This is a genomic window from Bradyrhizobium sp. LM2.9 (assembly GCF_054056555.1).
The window spans coordinates 6,588,675-6,608,695 of the sequence record NZ_JBSRYJ010000002.1; the positions used below are offsets into that span (position 1 = coordinate 6,588,675).

General features: G+C 64.4%; 13 protein-coding genes and 4 pseudogenes. 11 read left to right on the forward strand and 6 right to left on the reverse strand.

What is annotated here, in order from left to right; all coding sequences use genetic code 11:
• Positions 1–35 precede the first annotated feature (35 nt).
• A pseudogene (locus ACVWW3_RS33750) lies at positions 36–1,486 on the reverse strand (glutamine synthetase family protein).
• A 156-nt stretch (positions 1,487–1,642) separates the two neighbouring features.
• Positions 1,643–3,001 (reverse strand): aromatic ring-hydroxylating dioxygenase subunit alpha, encoded by a 1,359-nt coding sequence (locus ACVWW3_RS33755; RefSeq protein ID WP_456651796.1) that lies wholly within the window; start codon positions 2,999–3,001, stop codon positions 1,643–1,645.
• Positions 3,002–3,112: 111 nt separating this feature from the next.
• Here ACVWW3_RS33755 and ACVWW3_RS33760 point away from each other — a divergent pair, with 111 nt between their 5' ends.
• Entirely contained in the window at positions 3,113–3,898 is a 786-nt protein-coding gene (locus ACVWW3_RS33760) for an IclR family transcriptional regulator domain-containing protein (RefSeq protein WP_456651795.1), read from the forward strand.
• 106 nt (positions 3,899–4,004) lie between these two features.
• Positions 4,005–4,337 (forward strand): PRC-barrel domain-containing protein, encoded by a 333-nt coding sequence (locus ACVWW3_RS33765; protein ID WP_247338730.1) that lies wholly within the window; start codon positions 4,005–4,007, stop codon positions 4,335–4,337.
• Positions 4,338–4,412: 75 nt separating this feature from the next.
• On the opposite strand, the gene ACVWW3_RS33770 is transcribed toward ACVWW3_RS33765, so the two are convergent.
• Together ACVWW3_RS33770 and ACVWW3_RS33775 are read right to left on the reverse strand one after the other, a co-directional pair.
• Positions 4,413–4,808, reverse strand: a complete 396-nt coding sequence (locus tag ACVWW3_RS33770; protein ID WP_456651794.1) for a group II truncated hemoglobin — start codon at positions 4,806–4,808, stop codon at positions 4,413–4,415.
• Between the two features lie 12 nt (positions 4,809–4,820).
• Entirely contained in the window at positions 4,821–5,729 is a 909-nt protein-coding gene (locus ACVWW3_RS33775) for a helix-turn-helix transcriptional regulator (protein ID WP_247443563.1), read from the reverse strand.
• Between the two features lie 136 nt (positions 5,730–5,865).
• Between ACVWW3_RS33775 and ACVWW3_RS33780 the strand changes: the two genes are divergently transcribed.
• From ACVWW3_RS33780 to boxB, 4 genes and pseudogenes are all read left to right on the forward strand, one after another.
• Positions 5,866–7,407, forward strand: a complete 1,542-nt coding sequence (locus ACVWW3_RS33780; protein ID WP_456651793.1) for a benzoate-CoA ligase family protein — start codon at positions 5,866–5,868, stop codon at positions 7,405–7,407.
• 43 nt (positions 7,408–7,450) lie between these two features.
• A complete protein-coding gene (locus ACVWW3_RS33785) occupies positions 7,451–8,269 on the forward strand; it encodes an alpha/beta fold hydrolase (RefSeq protein WP_456651792.1) in 819 nt (272 codons plus the stop codon).
• Positions 8,270–8,563: 294 nt separating this feature from the next.
• Positions 8,564–10,253 (forward strand): annotated as a pseudogene (boxC, locus tag ACVWW3_RS33790) (2,3-epoxybenzoyl-CoA dihydrolase).
• Between the two features lie 148 nt (positions 10,254–10,401).
• Positions 10,402–11,853 (forward strand): benzoyl-CoA 2,3-epoxidase subunit BoxB, encoded by a 1,452-nt coding sequence (gene boxB, locus ACVWW3_RS33795; protein WP_456651790.1) that lies wholly within the window; start codon positions 10,402–10,404, stop codon positions 11,851–11,853.
• Positions 11,854–12,031: 178 nt separating this feature from the next.
• Here boxB and ACVWW3_RS33800 read toward each other — a convergent pair.
• Together ACVWW3_RS33800 and ACVWW3_RS33805 are read right to left on the reverse strand one after the other, a co-directional pair.
• Positions 12,032–12,843, reverse strand: a pseudogene (locus tag ACVWW3_RS33800) (SDR family oxidoreductase).
• Between the two features lie 184 nt (positions 12,844–13,027).
• Positions 13,028–14,086, reverse strand: a complete 1,059-nt coding sequence (locus ACVWW3_RS33805; protein WP_456651789.1) for a polysaccharide deacetylase family protein — start codon at positions 14,084–14,086, stop codon at positions 13,028–13,030.
• Between the two features lie 164 nt (positions 14,087–14,250).
• Between ACVWW3_RS33805 and ACVWW3_RS33810 the strand changes: the two genes are divergently transcribed.
• From ACVWW3_RS33810 to pstS, 5 genes and pseudogenes are all read left to right on the forward strand, one after another.
• Positions 14,251–15,645, forward strand: coding sequence for an OmpA family protein (locus ACVWW3_RS33810; RefSeq protein WP_247443557.1), 1,395 nt, complete (start codon positions 14,251–14,253; stop codon positions 15,643–15,645).
• 2 nt (positions 15,646–15,647) lie between these two features.
• Positions 15,648–15,950, forward strand: coding sequence for a hypothetical protein (locus ACVWW3_RS33815; protein ID WP_247338718.1), 303 nt, complete (start codon positions 15,648–15,650; stop codon positions 15,948–15,950).
• A 451-nt stretch (positions 15,951–16,401) separates the two neighbouring features.
• Positions 16,402–17,458: pseudogene (locus ACVWW3_RS33820) on the forward strand (UPF0104 family protein).
• A gap of 47 nt (positions 17,459–17,505) precedes the next feature.
• The gene (locus ACVWW3_RS33825) at positions 17,506–18,804 is read left to right on the forward strand and encodes an ATP-binding protein (RefSeq protein ID WP_456651787.1); all 1,299 of its coding nucleotides are present in this window, start codon (positions 17,506–17,508) and stop codon (positions 18,802–18,804) included.
• Between the two features lie 144 nt (positions 18,805–18,948).
• Positions 18,949–19,962, forward strand: a complete 1,014-nt coding sequence (pstS, locus tag ACVWW3_RS33830) for a phosphate ABC transporter substrate-binding protein PstS (protein WP_354103226.1) — start codon at positions 18,949–18,951, stop codon at positions 19,960–19,962.
• Positions 19,963–20,021: the final 59 nt, after the last annotated feature.

The window sequence follows — 20,021 nt, forward strand, 5'->3', positions numbered from 1 at the left end:
TGCGTAGCGAAGCAATGACGGGGAGAAAGCCGAGGTCAAAACACCTCGAAATACTCGCGGTGCTCCCAGTCGGTCACCTCGGACAGGAAGCGGTCGATCTCGGCGTTCTTGATGTGGGTGTAGTAGTCGACGAACTCGGCGCCGAGTTTTTCGCGGAAGAACGGATCGTCCTTCAGCGCGCTGACCGCATCGCGCAGGGACTTCGGCAAGAGCGGCGCCTTGGTCTCGTAGGGCGTATCGGCGGACGGGCCGGGATCGAGCTTGCGGTCGACGCCGTCGAGGCCTGAGAGAATCTGCGAGGCCATGTAGAGATAGGGATTGGCGGCGGGCTCGCCGATGCGGTTTTCCAGGCGCGTGGCGGCATCGCCGGCCGCGCCGAGCACGCGGATCATCACGCCGCGATTGTCGCGGCCCCAGATCGCGCGGTCCGGCGCCAGCGAATAGGAGCGGTAGCGCTTGTAGCCGTTGATGGTCGGGGTCGTGAACACGGTAGACGCGCGGGCGTGGTCGAGCAGGCCGGCGAGCCAGGCCCGGCCGAACGCGCTGAGCGGTTCGCCGCCCTCCTTGGTCGTTTCCTTGGCCATGAACTGGTTGTCGCCGCTCGTGCGGGAGACGACCGATTGGTGGAGATGCCAGCCGCTCGCGAACAGGTTCGGCAGCTTCGGCCGGCACATGAAGGTGGCGTGATAGCCGTGGCGGTGCGCGATCTGCTTCACGGCAGAGAGCGGAACAGCACCATATTGTCGGCGGGCTCCAGCCCTTTCTTCGGCGCGAAGGTGAATTCGCACTGACTTGGCCCGAACTCGACCTCGACCGAACGCAAGGGCAGCCCGAGCGCGACGATGTCACGCCGCAAAATCTCCAGCACCGGCTCCATCTGATCGAAGCGCTGCTCGGTGAGGTACTGATAGCCGTGGCTGAGCAGGCTCACCGAGGGCGGCGTGCCTGGCTGTCCCGCATCCTCCGGGCGCATATGCGCGTCGTCGAGCTTGAAGATGTGGAATTCGACCTCGAGGCCTGCAACGAAATCGTGGCCGCGGCGTCCAAGCTCGTCGAGCGCCTTGCGATAAAGCGCGCGCGTCGCAAACGGCACGGGCCGGCCGTCGTTGAAATAGAGGTCGCAGAGCACCCAGCCCGTCGCCGGCGCCCATGGCAAAACACGAAAAGTGGTGGGATCGGCGATCATCAGCACGTCGGCCGCGCCCTCCATCTCCTTCATGCCGAAGCCGCCGCCTGACGTGAACACCGGAAACACCGTGCGGTGCGAGGTGTCCTTGGCGAGCATGGTCGTGGTGATCGAACAGCCGCTTTCCAGCGCGGCGATCGCCTCCGAGGCGATGATGGTCTTGCCGCGCAGAATGCCGTGCTGGTCGGGAAAGGCGAGGCGGATGACTTCGAGATTTTTCTCCTCGACGAGACGGCGCATGCGCGTCGCCGCGTCCTTCTGCTCATCCGACCACAGCGCATGACGCGCGACGAAACTCACTATGTTTGCTCCTTCAGTCACCGATGCACGACGGGTGCAAGACGCCCGCCACATTCTCCGTCATTGCGAGCGCAGCGAAGCAATCCAGAAATGCGTCCGCGGAGACAGTCTGGATTGCTTCGCTTCGCTCGCAATGACGAGGATGGGCCGTCACCCTTACTCCGCCGCCGTCAGCCGATGCACATTGTCCGCGATCTCCTTCGGCACCGGTGCCGTCCACGGCGCGCCGCGGCGGCGCTTGACGTCGACTTCCATCCAGTAGGTCTCCCAGCCACGTGTCGGCCCGATGCCGTCCATGGTCGCCGGACCCTGGATGCTTCGTGCGGTGCTCTCGTCGAGATGCAGCATCGGCTTCTCGCCGCCCGCGACCTTCTCGATCTCCTGCCGCAGCAGGCGGCGGTATTGCACGATCGCCTTGTCGCTCGTGCCGAGGTGCTCCTTGGTGCGGTCCTGAATCGCGCCCATCGACTCCACCGCCCACTGGTCGTGGACGTTGATGTCGGTGCCCATGCCGGTATAGGTCGCCGTCTGCTGCTCGTGCGGATCGAAGCCGTAATCGTTGTTGCTGTTCTTGCGCGATTTGTAGTCCGGCAGCTCGTAAAGCTCGAGCCGCTGGTCGCGCATCTTCTGCTTGTCGACCTGGTTCGCGTAGCTCGTGAAGATCGCGTACCAGTAGCAGTTCTCGTCGTCGACCGGCACGTGCCACTGCGTGATCGTCATCTCCGTGCTCATGGGGATGACGAAACCGTGCGGGAACAGCTGGTTGGTGACGCGCACATGCGTCCGCTCCTCGTCGATCTCGCGCAGCGCGATCAGCCGCAGGCCGTATTCGGTGTGCTCGACATTGATGATCGGGCGGTCGTACTCGCGCAGGATCTTGGTCATCGGCAACTCGCTGCCTGCGGAGGCGCCGCGGAACTGCTTGCCATACGCCGTGGACGTGTCCTCGTCCTCAAAGAAGCGATGCAGATAGGACGCGTGCGCGGGATCGATGCCGACTTCGAGTGCCTGGAGCCAGTTGCAGGCCATATGGCCTTTGAACGCAAAGGTGTGCGTGCCGGGCGCGACAAAGCAATCGAGTTCGGGAAATGCCGGCGGTTTACCTTCGCCAAGCCAGGCCCAGAGGATGCCGCTCTTCTCCACCACGGGATAGGAGCGCTGGCGAATGTTCTGGCAAAGCTTCGAGTCCTTCGGCTCGGCCGGCGTCTCGATGCACTGCCCGGCGGCGTCGAACAGCCAGCCGTGGAACGCGCAGCGCAGGCCGCCATGCTCGAGCCGTCCGAAGGCGAGATCGGCGCCGCGATGCGCGCAGTGGCGATCGATCAGGCCGTAGCGCCCGGTCTCGTCGCGGAACAGCACCAGGTTTTCGCCGAGCAGCTTGACGGGGCGGATCGGGCGATCGCCGTCGAGCTCGTCCACCAGTGCCGCTGGCTGCCAATAGCTCCGCATCAGCTTTCCGCAAGGGTTCTTCGGACCGGTGCGGGTGATCAGGTCGTTCTGCTCCTGGCTCATCATGGCGAGTGCATCCTTGTGGAGTGGCGTTTGTTCGCCTATTGAACGAATGGGCGAATTATGACATGCCTTGGATCGGCAGCAAGCACTATTTTGCAGGAATGTCCCGACGCCATGCCCAAGCTGAAGCGAAGCGAGAGCGACGATCGCGCAACGGATTTCGTCGAGAGCCTCGATCGCGGCCTGCGCCTGCTACAATGTTTTGGCACCACGGCCGGCCCGATGACGCTGAGCGATCTGGCTCGTTCCGCCGATCTGCCGCGCGCCACCGCGCGACGCATGCTGTTCACGCTCCAGCGCGGCGGCTTCGTCGCCGGCGACGGCAAGCTGTTCTCGCTGACGCCGCATGTGCTGACACTGGCCGCATCGTATCTGCGGTCCAGCCAGCTCGTCACGGTCTTGCAACCGGTGCTCGATCGCGTTGCGATAGCGGCCAACGAGATCTGCTCGCTCGCGGTGCTCGACGGCGATGAGGTCGTGTTCATCGCGCGCAGCAGCCCGGCGCGCATGTTCTCAGGCGGGCTCGAAATCGGCTACCGCCTGCCGGCCTTCTGCACCTCGGTCGGCCGCGCCATGCTGGGCCAGCTCGACGACGCCGATCTTGCCGCGCGCCTGAAAGCGATGAAGCGTGAGGCGCTGACGCCGCACACGGAGACCGATCCCAGGGCGCTGCTTGCGCGCATCGTCGCCGACCGCGCGCAGGGCTATTCACTGGTCGACCGCGAAGCCGAGCCGCATTTCCGCTCGATCTCCGTCCCCGTCCGCCGCTACGACGGCGTGTTCGTCGCCGCCATCAACATGGGCGCCCATGTCGACCGGGTGCCGGCGCAGGAATTGGTCGGCCGCTTCCTGCCGCTGTTGCGGGACGGTGCGGAGTCGGTGCGTTCGCAGCTGTTGTAGCTGAGGCCAGGAGAGCAAAAAGCCCAGAGAGCAAAGAGGTGGGTTTCGCTCGTCCTGCCTGGCAGGCTATAATGCGCGCGGCAAAAAAGAGAACAGGGAGGACGCCATGCACCATACCATGGTTCCCAGTGATCGCGTGGAGCATGTCGCCGTCTACGGGCGCGACGGCACCAAGCTCGGCACGATCGAGCGGTTGATGCTCGACAAGGTGAGTGGAACGGTCGCCTACGCCGTGATCAAGACCGGTGGGCTGCTCGGCACCCACCATCATTATCCTCTGCAGTGGAGCGCACTGAGATATGATCCAGGACGTCAGGTCTTCCAGGTCGAGCTGACGCCGGAGCAACTGAGCAGCGGCCCCTGCGAGGTCGATGGCGATGAATTCGACTGGGGTGACCGCTCGCGGCCTTACCCGCATCCGAATTACTGGTCGATCTAGTCGCGTCGCAAGTCTCATAGTCCGGGTCAGCGAAGCGGTACCCGGAACGCCACACGTTGGCCTTGATCGACGCTTTTACGGCCGGTTGCGCATCCAGTCGGCGAGGCCGGACAGCGCCTTGTCGAGGTCTTGCCGCGCGGCAGCATCGACGACCGTCTCTTCCAACGCGCCGCGCATGCAGAGCATCCACGCATCACGCTCGGCGTCGCCGATGGCAAAGCCGATGTGGCGCTGGCGCAGCCGCGGGTGGCCCTTCTCGACCGAATAGAGTTTTGGGCCGCCGGTCCATTCGGTGAGATAGCGCTTCAGCACGTCCCTGATCGCGCCGAGATCGGCGGCGTGCATCGTGCGGATGACCTGCGCCTCCGGCAGGGTGTCCATGCGATCGTAGAAGCGATCGACCAGCCGCTCGATCGTGGCGCTGCCGCCGATCCGCTCGAACATCGAGATTGCGACGTCGCTCTCGGCCATGGGAGTTCGGACCTACAGCGCCACGCTGCGCAGCCCAAAGCTGCGCGCTTCGTTTTGCAGCACCGGCCGCACCGCATCAATCAGACGGGCCGCGGCGGCATCGACGGAAAGTCCCGCCGTGTCCACCACCGCCGTCGCGCGCGCATACAGCGGCTCGCGGCTCAAGAGGATGTTGCGCAGCTCCGCCATGGCGGAGCGGTCGTCCGCCATCGGCCGCAAATCGCCCTGGCGGCGGACGCGGGCCATGTGCTCCTCGGGCTCGGCCTTCAGCCAGATCGTGTAGAACGACGACAGGATCTGGTCGAAAGTCAAAGGCTCCGAGACGATGCCGCCGCCGGTCGCCAGCACCATCAGCTCGTTGCGCGCGAGCAGCTGTTGCAGCGCCGCCTGCTCCATGCGGCGAAAGCCTTCCTGGCCGTAGAGCGCGATGATCTCGGCGACCGAGAGGCCGTTCTGCTGCTCGACCTCCTTGTTGAGCTCGACAAAACTCCAGCCGACCTTCTTCGCCAGCATCCTGCCGAGCGTGGATTTACCGGCGCCGCGCAGGCCGATCAGCGCGATGCCGCAGAACGGCGCGCGCCGCGGCGCCGATGCGCTGCCGCCGGCGAGCAAATCCTTGGCTTGCGCGATCTGCGCAGGCGTCGCCTTGCGCAAGAGATCGCGAAACATCTGCCAGTCCGGGGTCGGATCGGCCGAGGGAAGCAGATCTTCCAGATGCGCGCCCATCGCGTCGGAGACGCGGCGCAGCAGCACGATGGAGACGTTGCCCTTGCCGCTCTCGAGCTGCGCGATGTAGCGCTCCGAAATTCCTGATACCTTGGCGAGCACTTTGCGCGACATGCCGCGCAGCGCGCGCATGGTGCGCACGCGCTGGCCGAGCTGTTCGAGAAATCGGGATTCGGCGTCGGGACTGTCGGTCATGGACTACGGATCATGGGCCTTCTTGAGCGGGTGTCCTGCGGCGCATATTAATGAAACATAGTGCCTGCTGGCATTGACAGCAAGCCGCCACAGTGTCTTTCTATGAATTATAATTCTAAATTCGGGGGAGAAGTCCGTGAGCGAGGGATCCTATAACGCGGTGACCTGGCTGCTCGACCGGAACGTCGAGGAGGGGCGCGGCAACAAGACCGTGTTCGACGACACCGTCTCCCGGCTCACCTATGGCGAGCTCCAGCACCAGACCCGCCGCACCGCCAACATGCTGCGCCGGCTCGGCGTCCGCCGCGAAGAGCGCGTGGCCATGATCATGCTGGATACGGTCGATTTCCCCGTCGTGTTTCTGGGTGCGATCCGCGCCGGCATCGTGCCGGTGCCGCTCAACACGCTGCTGACATCAGATCAATACGCCTACATCCTCGCCGACTGCCGCGCGCGCGTGCTGTTTGTCTCCGAGGCCCTCTATCCCGTCATCAAGGATGTCGTCGGCCGCATGCCCGATCTCGAGCATGTCGTGGTGTCCGGCGCCAAGCTCAACGGCCACAAGCAGCTCGCTGAAGAGCTCGCGGGCGAGAGCGACCGGTTCACGACCGCCGCGACGCATCCCGACGAGCCGGCGTTCTGGCTCTATTCCTCAGGCTCGACCGGCATGCCCAAGGGCGTGCGCCACATCCATTCGAACCTGCAGGCGACCGCCGATACTTACGCGAACCAGGTGCTTGGCATCCGCGAGAACGACGTTTGTCTTTCCGCGGCAAAATTGTTCTTCGCCTACGGCCTCGGCAATGCGCTGACCTTCCCGATGTCGGTCGGCGCCACCGTCGTTCTCAACAGCGAACGGCCGACGCCGGCGCGCATGTTCGACCTGATGGACCGCTACAATCCTTCGATTTTCTACGGCGTGCCGACATTGTTCGCGGCGATGCTCAACGACGAGGCGATGAAGAGCGAGCGCGGCGGCAGCGCCCTGCGCATCTGCACCTCGGCCGGCGAGGCGCTGCCGGAATCCGTCGGCAACAGCTGGAAGGCGCGCTTCAACGTCGACATCCTCGACGGCGTCGGCTCGACCGAGCTGTTGCACATCTTTCTATCGAATGCGCCCGGCGACATCAAATACGGTTCCTCCGGCAAGCCGGTGCCGGGCTATGCAGTGCGGCTCGTCAACGAGGCCGGCCAGGATGTCGCCGACGGCGAGGTCGGCGAGCTGCTGGTCGACGCGCCCTCCGCCGGCGAGGGCTACTGGAACCAGCGCCACAAGAGCCGCCGCACATTTGAAGGCCCTTGGACCCGCACCGGCGACAAATATGTCAGGGATGGCGAGGGCCGCTACACCTTCTGCGGCCGCGCCGACGACATGTTCAAGGTCTCCGGCATCTGGGTCTCGCCGTTCGAGGTCGAGAGCGCGCTGATCACGCATCCTGCCGTGCTGGAAGCCGCCGTGGTGCCCGAAGCCGATCCGGAAGGGCTGCTGAAGCCGAAGGCCTTCGTCGTGCTGCGTCCCGGCGCGACGACAACGGACTTGCAGGAGATGCTCAAGGACCACGTCAAGCAGAAGATCGGCCCCTGGAAATATCCGCGCTGGATCGACGTGGTGGACTCGCTGCCGAAGACGGCGACGGGCAAGATCCAGCGGTTCAAGCTGCGGGACGGGGCGAGCTGAGCGCGCGGAGACGTCTCGTTCTCATTGCTGGAAGAAAATGCGCATGACCGACCTCACCCCCACCGGCTTCCTCAGCATCGGCAACGCCAGCCTCGACTACAAATGGCTCGCGCCACAAACCGCGGACGCACCGACCATCGTCATGCTGCATGAAGGCCTCGGCTCGGTCGGGCTCTGGGGCGACTTCCCGGAAAAGCTGCAGCAGGCGACCTCCGCCGGCATCTTCGTCTATTCGCGTGCGGGCTACGGCCAGTCGAGCAAGGTCGCGCTGCCGCGGCCGCTCGACTATATGGAGCGCGAGGCGCTGGACGTGCTGCCGAAGGTGCTCGATGCGATCGGCTTCAAGCGTGGCCTCCTGCTCGGCCATTCCGACGGCGCCTCGATCGCGACGATCTATGCCGGCGCGCATCAGGATCATCGCGTGAGCGGGCTCGTGCTGATCGCGCCGCATTTCATCGTTGAGGACATCTCGGTGAAGTCGATTGCGGACATCAAGACGGCATTCGAGACCACCGATCTGAAGGCAAAACTCGCGCGCTGGCACAAGGACGTCGACAACGCCTTCCAGGGCTGGAACGGCGCCTGGCTCGATCCGAAATTCCGCGACTGGGATATTTCCGAGTCTCTTGCCTACATCCGCGTCCCTTTGCTGATCCTGCAAGGCCGGAATGATCAATATGGGACATTGCGTCAGCTCGAAATCGCGCAGGAAGAGTGTTATTGTCCGGTAGATTTGAAAGTCATTTCAGACGCGGGACATTCCCCGCATCGTGAAGCGCCGGGGGCGACGCTTGACGCTATTGAGCAGTTTGCAAAAGCGGCCCTGCGCGACGATCAGGGACTCCAGGTGCGCGCCGCATGACGTTGCGGAGGCACATCGATGAATGTGCCTTCGAACGCGAGTGATCCAATGCGCGCGCTGAACTCGCGCAGCGCTTTCCGGTCCCGGCGCTGACGGCCTGCTTCAAGCCAAGCTCGGCAGGCCGCAACTGTCCAAAGCCGACTGGATCGCGCTCAGCGCCGGCGCGTGATCCCAGCGGGGGTCATGAAACAAAGTGCATGCCTCGTCCGTTAAGGGCTAGACGCGCCCAAAAAGATGCACTATTGTGCATCTAACGCGACAGCCAAAACGCATAAACAAGCTCAAGGGTGGCCCATGGCCGGGGAAGATCGGCGCCTCGCAGGCGGCGCGACATTCATCGATTTCCAAACCGAACCGTCCCGCTACCGGCACTGGAAGCTCGCGGTCGATGGTGATGTCGCCACCCTGACCATGGACGTCGACGAGAACGGCGGCCTGTTCGAGGGCTATCTGCTCAAGCTCAATTCCTACGATCTCGGCGTCGACATCGAGCTTGCCGACGTGGTGCAGCGGCTGCGCTTCGAGCACCCCGAGGTGAAGGTCGTGGTGATGCGCTCGGCCAAGAACCGCGTGTTCTGCGCCGGCGCCAACATCCGCATGCTCGCGGGTTCGACTCACGCCCACAAGGTCAACTTCTGCAAGTTCACCAACGAGACCCGCAACGGCATGGAAGACTCGTCGGAAAATTCCGGCCAGCGCTTCATCACTGTCGTGAACGGCTCGGCCGCCGGCGGCGGCTATGAGCTTGCGCTCGCCACCGACTACATCATGCTCGCCGATGACGGCGCATCTGCCGTTGCCTTGCCCGAAGTGCCGCTGCTCGCGGTGCTGCCGGGCACCGGCGGCCTCACGCGTGTGGTCGACAAACGCAAGGTGCGCCGCGACCATGCCGACTTCTTCTGCACTATCGAGGAAGGCGTCAAGGGCAAGCGCGCCGTGCAATGGCGCCTTGGTCGACGAGATCGCGCCGAACAGCAAGCTCGAAGGCAAGGTTGCCGAGCGCGCCAGGGAGTTTGCGGCTGCGTCGAAGCGCAACGGAAGCGGCAAGGGCATTGCTCTCTCCCCGCTCAAGCGCGTCATCGACGAGACCAGCCTGCGCTATGGCTTTATCACCGTCGATATCGACCGCGCCGCGCGCATCGCCACGATCTCGATCAAGGCGCCTGAAGCCGCGCCGCCCGCCGACATCGACGGCATGATGGCGCAGGGTGTCGCGTTCTGGCCGCTCCAGGTGGCGCGCGAACTCGACGACGCGATCCTGCATCTGCGCATCAACGAGCTCGAGATCGCCATGCTGGTGTTCAAGAGTCACGGCGATCGCGCCCATGTGCTCGCCTGCGATGCCTTCCTCGAAGCCAACAAGGCGCATTGGCTGGTCAACGAGATCAGGCATTACTGGAAGCGCGTCTTGAAGCGCATCGACGTCACCTCGCGCACGCTGGTGACGCTGGTCGAGCCCGGCTCCTGCTTTGCCGGCACGCTCGCCGAGCTCGTCTTCGCCGCCGACCGCTCCTACATGCTGATCGGCACGCGCCAGGGCGACAACCGCCCGCCGCCGTCGATCGAGCTGTCAGCGATGAATTTCGGCCCGTATCCGATGAGCCATGGCCTGACGCGGCTTCAGTCGCGCTTCCAGGCCGACCCGTCCGATGTGGAACGCGCGGAAGCCACGATGGGCACGGCTCTGGACGCCGAGCAGGCCGAAGAGCTTGGTCTCGTCACCTTCGCGCTCGACGACATCGACTGGGACGACGAGGTCCGCGTGTTCCTGGAGGAGCGCGCCAGCTTCTCGCCCGACAGCCTCACCGGCATGGAAGCCAGCCTGCGCTTCGTCGGCCCCGAGACGATGGAATCGAAAATCTTCTCGCGTCTCACCGCGTGGCAGAATTGGATCTTCCAGCGCCCGAACGCGGTCGGCGAGGAAGGCGCGCTGCGCCGCTACGGCAGCGGCCAGAAGCCGAAATTCGATATGACGCGGGTGTGACGACTTTCGTGTCCCGGGCGCGCTGCGGCACGAAGTGACGCTGCGCAGAACCGGGACCCATTACGGACCGGACAATAGGTCCCGGCTCAGCAGTGCAGCACTTCGCGCCGCACTGCATCCGGGACAAGAGATCGCAAGGAGCACGGCCATGAGCATGAACATCATGAACGTCGACTACTCGACCAAGATTCCGAACAACGTCAATCTCGCCGAAGACCGCCAGGTGCTGAAGGCGCTGGAAGGCTGGCATCCCGGCTACATGGATTGGTGGAGCGACATGGGGCCGGAAGGTTTCCAGGAGTCGCTGGTGTATTTGCGTACCGCCTACTCCGTCGATCCGCGCGGCTGGGCCAAGTTCGACTATGTGCGGATGCCCGACTATCGCTGGGGCATTCTTCTGGCGCCCCACGAGGAGAATCGCGTCGTGCCGTTCGGCGAGCATTTTGGCGAGCCGGCCTGGCAGGAGGTCCCGGGCGAGTATCGCGCCATGCTGCGCCGTCTGATCGTGATCCAGGGCGACACCGAGCCTGCCTCGGTCGAGCAGCAGCGCCACCTCGGCAAGACCGCGCCCTCGCTGTACGACATGCGCAATCTGTTCCAGGTCAATGTCGAGGAAGGCCGTCACCTCTGGGCGATGGTCTACCTGCTGCAAAAGTACTTTGGTCGCGACGGACGTGAAGAGGCTGACGATTTGTTGCGCCGCCGCTCGGGTGACGCTGACTCGCCGCGCATGCTGGGCGCCTTCAACGAGGCGACGCCGGACTGGCTGTCCTTCTTCATGTTCACCTATTTCACCGACCGCGACGGCAAGATGCAGCTGCACTCGCTGGCGCAGTCCGGCTTCGATCCGCTGTCGCGCACCTGCCGCTTCATGCTGACCGAGGAAGCGCACCACATGTTCGTCGGCGAGACCGGCATCACCCGCGTCGTGCAGCGCACCTGCGATGCGATGCGCGAAGCCGGCATCACCGATCCGTCCGACATCGCAAAAGTCCGCGCGCTCGGCGTGATCGACCTGCCGACCATCCAGAAGAAGCTGAACCTGCACTACACGCTGTCGCTTGATCTGTTCGGCTCGGAAGTCTCGACCAACGCGGCCAACGCCTTCAACACCGGCATCAAGGGTCGCTATCACGAGACCCAGATCGACGACGATCACCAGCTCAAGAACGCGACCTATCCGGTGCTGAAGTTCATCGACGGCGAGATCAAGCTGGTCGACGAGCCGGCGCTGACCGCGCTCAACATGCGCCTGCGCGACGATTACAGCCAGGATTGTGTCAAGGGCATGCTGCGCTGGAACAAGGTGATCTCGACCGCGGGCTATCAGTTTGAGCTCAAGCTGCCCAACGTCGCTTTCCACCGCCATATCGGCGAGTTCAAGGCCATCCACGCGACGCCCGACGGACTCCTGATCGACGACGCCAATTGGGCCAAGCGCAAGGATGATTGGCTGCCCTCGACCGCGGACGGCGACTTCATTACCTCGCTGATGCAGCCCGTCACCGAGACCGGCGTGTTCGCATCCTGGATCTCGCCGCCGAAGGTCGGCATCGACAACAAGCCGGGCGATTTCGAGTACGTGAAGATCGAGTCGTAGGGGTCAGGGTCTGACGCTCTCGCAATACAAATGGTGTCATCACCCGCGAAAGCGGGTGATCCAGTATTCCAGAGGCAGCGAGGCCTAGAACCGATAGGCCGCAGCGTACTGGATGCCCCGCCTGCGCAGGGCACGACACTGAGTATGAGGCGAGGGCACGCCGCCGTCGCGGCAACCCTCAGCTATCCCACCCGCTCCCCTTGATCCCCGGGTTTGCGTAAACAATTCCACCATCCACCGCGATGGTTGCGCCCACCACATAGTCGCCCGCGCGCGAGGCGAGATAGATCGCGGCACCCGCCATGTCCTCGTCGGTGCCGATGCGCCCCGCGGGCACGCGGGTCGAGACCTCGTCGCTGTGGTCGCGCGCGCGGCGCGGTTCATGTCGGATTTGAACGGGCCCGGCGCGATCGCGGTGACCACGACATGGTCGGAGATCAGCTTCACGGCCATGCGCCGCGTCAAATGGATCAGCCCGGCCTTGCTCGCCGCGTAGGAATAGGTCTCGCCCGGATTAACGAAAATGCCGTCGATCGAGGCGATGTTGATCACCTTTGCCGGCCGCTCTGCCGAGGCCGCCGCGCGCAGCATCGGCGCCAGCGCCTTGGTCAGGAAGAACGGCGCCTTGAGGTTGAGGTTCATCACCTTGTCCCAGCCGCTCTCGGGAAACTCGTCGAACTCCGCGCCCCAGGCGGCGCCCGCATTGTTGACGAGGATGTCGAGTTTTGGCTCGCGCTTCCCAAATTCACTCGCGAGCAGCTCGGCGCCAGCGAGCGTCGAGATGTCGATCGGCAGCGCGATGCACTCGCCGCCATACTGCGCGGTGAGCTCGTTCGCGGTCGCTTCGCAAGGCCCGGCCTTGCGCGCGGTGATGTAGACCTTCGCCGCACCGGCGCTGAGAAATCCCGCCGCGATCATCTTGCCGATGCCGCGCGAGCCGCCGGTCACCAGCGCGACGCGGCCTTTGAGCGAGAACAGATCGTTGAACATGATGCCTCCCTTGGTTTGCGCTGGTTGTGAGCGGGGTGGGGAGGGGAGTCAACTCAGCTCGTCGTCAGCTCCGCCCTCATCCTGAGGAGCGCGCCAGCGCGTCTCGAAGGATGCGGGCGGCCCATCCTTCGAGACGCGCTCCTTCGGAGCGCTCCTCAGGATGAGGTCTGAGTGTGCGGTTGGATCAAGCCGCCGCGATCCTTCGAAAGCCATTCCACATCGCGGTCGCGGCGCCTGAGGTCAGCACCGGCAAAATTCGCGTGTCCTGGTAATTGCCGTTGAGCGAGACGCGTGGCAGCGCGGTCATGTGGCCGGCGTTCTCGGCGAACAGCATACCGGGCCGCGTCGTCACCGCGGTCTTGAAACCGGCGGTCGCCGCAAGGGCGAATTCACGCTCGCCTGCGGCTTGGCGGTCGCCATAGGGATAGGCAAGATGCTGGACATTGCGGCCGAGCGCCTGCTCGATCCGCGCGCGGCTCACGGCTATCTCTTGCGTGGCGATCTCTTCGCTTTGCTTGGCGAGATTGCAATGGCTGATGGTGTGGGCACCGATCGTGACCAGGGGGTCGGCGGCAAATCGCTTCACCTCGTCCCAGGACAGGCAGAGGCCGCGGCACAACGCGGTCATATCGACGCCGTACCTGGTGCAGAGCGCTTCGATCTCGCGCTTGAGATCGTGCTCGCCCGGCAATGCGCGGAGCCAGTCGTGCACGCGGTCGAACGCCGCCTGCTTGGCGGCCGGCGTCGTCGCATCGAGCCGCAGCGCGGCATTGCCGATTTTGACCTCGATCTGCTCGGTCTTGGCGATCACGGCTTCCAGCGCCTCCCACCACAGCCGCCCCGTGCCCTCGGCGAAATCGCTGGCGACATAGACCGCCAGAGGCGCGTCAAATTCGCGCAGAACCGGCAGCGCATAGTCGAGATTGTCGCGATAGCCGTCGTCGAGCGTGAAGGCGGCGAAGCGGCGGTCGAACCGGCCCCGCACCAGCCGCTCATGCAGCTCGTCCATGCTGACGATGTCGATCTCGTGCGAGCGCAAATGGCTGAGCGTGGCGCGCAGGAATTCGGGGGTGACTTCGAGATGCCGGTTCGGCTGGAAGGCGGCGTCGCGGCCCGGCCGCACGTGGTGCAGCATGAAAATAGCGCCGACGCCCGATAAAAGCGGGCGCAACAGATGGTGCGCCCCGCTGAAATAGAGTGCTCCCAGCCCGGCGCGGATGACGTTGTTTCGGAGTTGTTTCATGACCGGCGGGCGGACTCTGGCATTCCGGATTCAACTTACGGAAGAACCCTTGAAGAAAAAGTTATTCCAATTGTCCATGCAGGGCCTTTGGAAGGGCGTCATTTCCGGTTTGACAGCCTGCCAAGGGTTTGTTTTGTCTCCGGTTCCAGAGTTCGGGTCGTCGAATGCAGAAGCTTTTCAGGTGGGCCAGCAAATGGTGGCCGGGGTTAATCCCGCTGGCCGTCATGTGGGGATTTGCGGCCTGGAATAATACCTTGCCGGTCGAGGCGGACCTTTCCGCCCGGAGTTCGGCCGCCCTCAAGGACACCGTTCTGGACAAGACCCGGATCGCGGTGGACGGCCGCGACGTCAGCCTGGCCGCGGACGCGTTTTCCGAGGAGGGGCGGCGCGACGCCGTGGTGGCGGTCGAGACCGTCCCCGGCGTGCGCCTGGTCGACGACCGGACCCGCCTCGTTCCCGAGGCCAAACCCTTCGTCTGGAACGCCGAACGCGACGTGGTGCGGGTGACGCTGTCAGGCTCCGCGCCCTTGCCGTCGATCAAGGGCCGCCTGACCGAGGCGGCCCGCAAGGAGCTCGGCGGCGTCGAGGTGGCCGATCAAATGGGGCTGGCGCGCGGCGCGCCGCCGCGGTTCGAGGCGGCTGCGACGCTGCTGCTCGACCAGATCGGCAAGCTCAAGGACGGCAAGATCACGATAACGGACACCAAGGTCAATCTGTCGGGCATGGCGCGCGACCTCGGCGGCCGCGAAGCGGTCGCAGCCGCGCTCAAGAACCTGCCCGAGGGCTTCTCGATTGCTGCCAACGACGTCAAGGCGCCGCCCTACGTCTTCCAGGCCTACAAGGATCCGGTGGCCGCGACGGTGACGCTGACCGGTTATGTTCCCGACAACAATGTCCACACGGCAATCGTCACCAGCGCGTCGCGGAAATTCTTCAACGAAAAGGTCGTCGACAATCTCAAGGCCAGCCTCGGCGCGCCCGGCGCCTTCAACCCCGCCGTGGTCGCAGCGCTCGGCGGGCTGTCGCGACTGTCGACCGGCACGCTCGTCTTATCCGATCGTGAGGTAAAGCTGTCGGGCGATGCGCTCTATGAAGGGGCCGCCAACGACATCCGGGCAGGTCTCGGCAAGGATTTCCCGAAAAACTGGCAGTACAAGCCGGAAATCACGGTGAAACCCGCGGCCGGCCCGGTCGACGGCACCGTGTGCCAGCAATTGTTCTCGGAGCTGCTGGCCAAGGCCAAGATCCGCTTCGGGGCGAAGCGCGCCGACATCGATCCGGATTCCGCCGGCATTCTCGATCATCTGATCGAGACGGCGCTGCGATGCCCCACCACCAATATCGAGGTCGCCGGGCATACCGATGCCGACGGTGAGGACGCCTTCAACCAGGCTCTCTCGCAGAAGCGCGCGCAGGCGGTGATCGATTATCTGGTCAAGGCCGGGCTGCCCGCCAGCCGCTTCACCGCGGTCGGCTATGGCAGCACGCAGCCCGTCGCCGGTAACGCCACCGAAGACGCCAAGGCGCAGAACCGCCGCATCGAATTTCTGGTGAGGTAACGATGCCCTATCTCGTCTCGTTTCATCTCGGCTGGTTGATCGGCTCGCTACTGCTCGGCTTTTGCATGGGCTGGATCTCGGTGGTCCAGCGCGGCAACGGCACCTCGAAAGTGACCGCGCGCTGGCTCGCCGTGCTTGCGGCCGCCCTGGTCGCCGTCTCGTTCGCGCATGTGGTCCCCGGCCGTTTCGGCTACTGGCTCGACCTCGCCCTGATCATGTTCGCCTGCTACCTTGTCGGCTGCACCATCGGCGCCTGGCTGCGCGACCGCGTGGTCTCGCGCACCGCGCCGCCGGCCGCTCTGTGATGTTGCCGTGCCCCCTTGACCACGGGAGTCAGGGTCGGGCTGCGCGGCCGTTCGGCACATCGGAAAACCGCGATCAAGCGCTCAAGTCACCCCTCTTTCAAGAGGTGGGTGCGGCCCATAGATTGACGTCGGCTTAAGCCGTGACGGAACATTGTGCGGTCGAAATCATCAAAACTTCATGGCGACTGCGCAGGATCGCCATGGAGATTCGCGTCAGTCTTGCCGCCGAAAGCGCCAAACCGTGCACCAGGAGCCCATAACCCTGCCTAAAATACTGAAGGCACGAGTTTTTGTTCGAATTGCCGAATTCCACTCCGCCCGAAAACGCGCTAGGGGAGAGGAAGGGGGCCTGCGCGATGCCGGAGCCGGCGGCGAAGGTTCGTTGAGCGCCTGCGTGTCGTCCGCCTGTTCGCCGGCCTCCCTGGCCGCTGAAGCGTTGTTCGAGGTTTAGATGCTGGAAGCCATACGCAGAGCGATGTCGTTTCTGCGCCAGAAGCAAATCCTGCATAAGCTTGGAGTTGTGATCAGCGTCGCGGTCATCGGCATCGCTTGCTACGTGCTCTACCACATGCTGCGCGGCATCGATGTCAACGAGGTCCTTGAAGCGATCAAGAGCACCGAGCCGAGCCAGATTGCGATGGCGGGGCTGTTCGTCGCCGCGGGCTATTTCACGCTGACCTTCTACGATTTGTTCGCCGTGCGCGCGATCGGCCACGCGCACGTGCCCTATCGCATCAACGCGCTCGCCGCCTTTACCAGCTATTCGATCGGCCCACAATGTCGGCGCCAGCGTCTTCACCGGCGGCGCAGTGCGCTACCGCATCTATTCGGCCTACGGCCTGAACGCGATCGACGTCGCAAAAATCTGTTTCCTCGCCGGCCTGACTTTCTGGCTCGGCAATGCCGCCGTGCTGGGCCTCGGCATCTCCTATCATCCGGAGGCCGCCGCGGCGATCGACCAGCTGCCGCCCTGGCTGAACCGGACGCTGGCGATGATGATCATCGTCGGGCTGGTCGCCTATGTGGTCTGGGTCTGGACCCAGCCGCGGATGGTCGGTCGCGGACCCTGGACCGTGATGCTGCCGGGCGGCCCGCTGACGCTGCTCCAGATCACGATCGGCATCATCGATCTCGGCTTCTGCGCGCTCGCGATGTACGTGCTGGTTCCGGACGAGCCCAATCTCGGCTTCGTGGTGGTCGCGGTGATCTTCGTCTCGGCCACCTTGCTCGGCTTTGCGAGCCATTCGCCCGGGGGCCTTGGCGTGTTCGACGCCGCCATGCTGGTCGGCCTCTGGCAGATGGACCGCGAGGAACTGCTGGGCGGCATGCTGCTGTTCCGTGTGCTCTATTATCTGTCGCCCTTCGTCATATCTGTAGTCTTGCTGACGTTTCGCGAGGTTATCATCGGCGCACGATCGAAACGCTTGCAGCAGGCCGCGCTCAAGCTCGACCCCGGCCCCGCGCCTAAAGCCGCTTATGTGAGAAAGCGCAGCGACAGCGGCGCCTGACCGGCGCAAGTCTTGAGCCTAAAAGCCCCTTGGAGAAGCCCGCCCCGATGGCGATCGACGCCCCATCGTCTCCCACCGCCCGGCCCTGGTCCGACCGGCTGCGGCACTCGACCATCATCCTGATCGCCGCAGCGCTGGCGCTGTCGGTGGTGGTCTCGCTCGGCGAATTGTCGGTGATGCGGGCGGCGACAGTGTTCCTCTGCATCGCGGCCGCAGCGCTGATCCCGTGGCGCCTGCACGATACTGCCGCCTCGCGCGAAGACACCCGTCGCGTCACCCCCGTCGAGAGCGCGGCGGTGGCCGCGGTCGTTGCCGGCATGCCCGATCCTGCGGTGCTGCTCGACCGTGCCGGCCGCGTCATCCATCTCAACGCTGCGGCCGCCCAACTCGCGCCGGCGCTGCGCCGGAACGAGCTGGCCCAGTTCGCACTGCGCTCGCCGGAGATCATCACCGCTCTGCGCGAGTCGATCGCGACTACCGAGCCGCGGCGCGCGACCTATCTCGACCATGTCCCGGTCGATCGCTGGATGGAGCTGACCATCACGCCGGTGCCGGTGCCGACCACCTTCGGCGGCGCCGACAAATGCATGCTGATGACCTTCCACGACCAGACGCCGCTGCGCCGGGTCGAGGAAATGCGCGCCGATTTCGTCGCCAATGCCAGCCACGAGCTGCGCACGCCGCTGGCCGCACTGTCCGGCTTCATCGACACGCTCCAGGGCCAGGCCAAGGACGATCCCAAGGCGCGCGAGCGCTTCCTCGGCATCATGCACAACCAAGCCACCCGCATGGCGCGCCTGATCGACGATCTGCTGTCGCTGTCGCGGGTGGAACTGTCAGCCCATGTGCGCCCCGACACCCTGGTCGACCTGCTGCCGATTATCTTCCAGGTCGCCGACGGGCTCGAACCGCTGGCGCGGGAACGCCGGGTCGAGGTCGAGACCCATCTGCCCGAGACGCCGGTGATGATCGCGGGCGACCGCGAGGAGCTGCTCCGCCTGTTCGAAAATTTGATCGAGAACGCGCTCAAATACGGCGCCTCGGGTGGCCGTGTCGTCGTGTCGCTGACGTCCAGTCCTGCCATTGATGGAACTCATGAAATCCGGGTCTTGGTCCGGGATTTCGGCCCCGGCATCGCGCCGGAGCATTTGCCGCGGCTGACCGAGCGCTTCTACCGGGTGGATATCGGTGACAGCCGCTCGCAGGGCGGCACCGGCCTCGGATTATCGCTGGTGAAACATATTCTTAACCGCCATCGCGGCCGGCTTTTGATCGAAAGCGTGCCCAAGCAGGGCGCCACTTTTACCGCCTGTTTTCCCCAGGTGAAGGCCTTGATCCAGAGCTGAAATACAAGCGATTCCAATTGCTTGTCTCCGTCATCCAGCTGTCACGAAAGCTTCGTAAAAGCGCAGCTGTCCGCTCCTAAAGGAGCGGCACGGGGAGCGCGATCGGGCGCGGACGGCGCTTCGCTCCCCTGCATGGAGACCAACATGAATTTCCTCAAAACGATCGTCGCTGCTGGCTTGGTCGCCGCATCGACGACGGCGGCCTTTGCCGCCGATATCACCGGTGCCGGTGCGACGTTCCCGTTCCCGATCTATTCGAAATGGGCTGACACCTACAAGAAAGAGACCGGCAACGGCCTGAACTACCAGTCGATCGGTTCCGGCGGCGGCATCAAGCAGATCCAGGCCAAGACCGTGACCTTCGGCGCCAGCGACGCGCCGCTCAAGGCCGAGCAGCTCGAAAAGGACGGCCTCGTCCAGTGGCCGATGGTGATGGGTGCCATCGTTCCCGTCGTCAACATCGAGGGCGTGAAGCCCGGTGAGATGGTGTTCGACGGCGAGACCCTCGCCAGCATCTATCTCGGCAAGATCACCAAATGGGACGACGCCGCGATCAAGAAGCTCAATCCGAACCTGAAGCTGCCGTCGGAGGCGATCACCGTGGTCCGCCGTTCGGACGGTTCGGGCACCACCTTCAACTTCACCAACTACCTCGCCAAGGCCAGCGCTGACTGGAAGAGCAAGGTCGGTGAAGGTACCGCCGTCGAGTGGCCGGTCGGCGTCGGCGCCAAGGGCAATGAAGGCGTGTCGGGCAACATCAGCCAGACCAAGAACTCGATCGGTTACGTCGAGTACGCCTATGCCAAGCAGAACAAGCTGACCTACACCGGTCTCGTCAACAAGGCCGGCAAGCCGGTGCAGCCGACCGTCGAAGCCTTCCAGGCAGCCGCCTCCAACGCCGACTGGGCCAAGGCTCCCGGCTACTACGTCATCCTGACCGACCAGCCCGGCGAGAAGTCCTGGCCGATCACGGCGGCGACCTTCATCCTCATGCACAAGGACGCCACCGACAAGGCGGCCTCGCAGGAAGCCATCAAGTTCTTCCGCTGGGCCTTCAAGAACGGCGGCAAGGCGGCTGAAGAGCTCGACTACATCCCGATGCCCGAGGGCGTCGTGACCCTGGTCGAGAAGACCTGGGCTGCCGAGATCAAGAGCTAAGCTCGCGATCCTCGTGTCCCGGACGCGCTGCAGCGTGAAACGCTGCCGCGCCGAGCCGG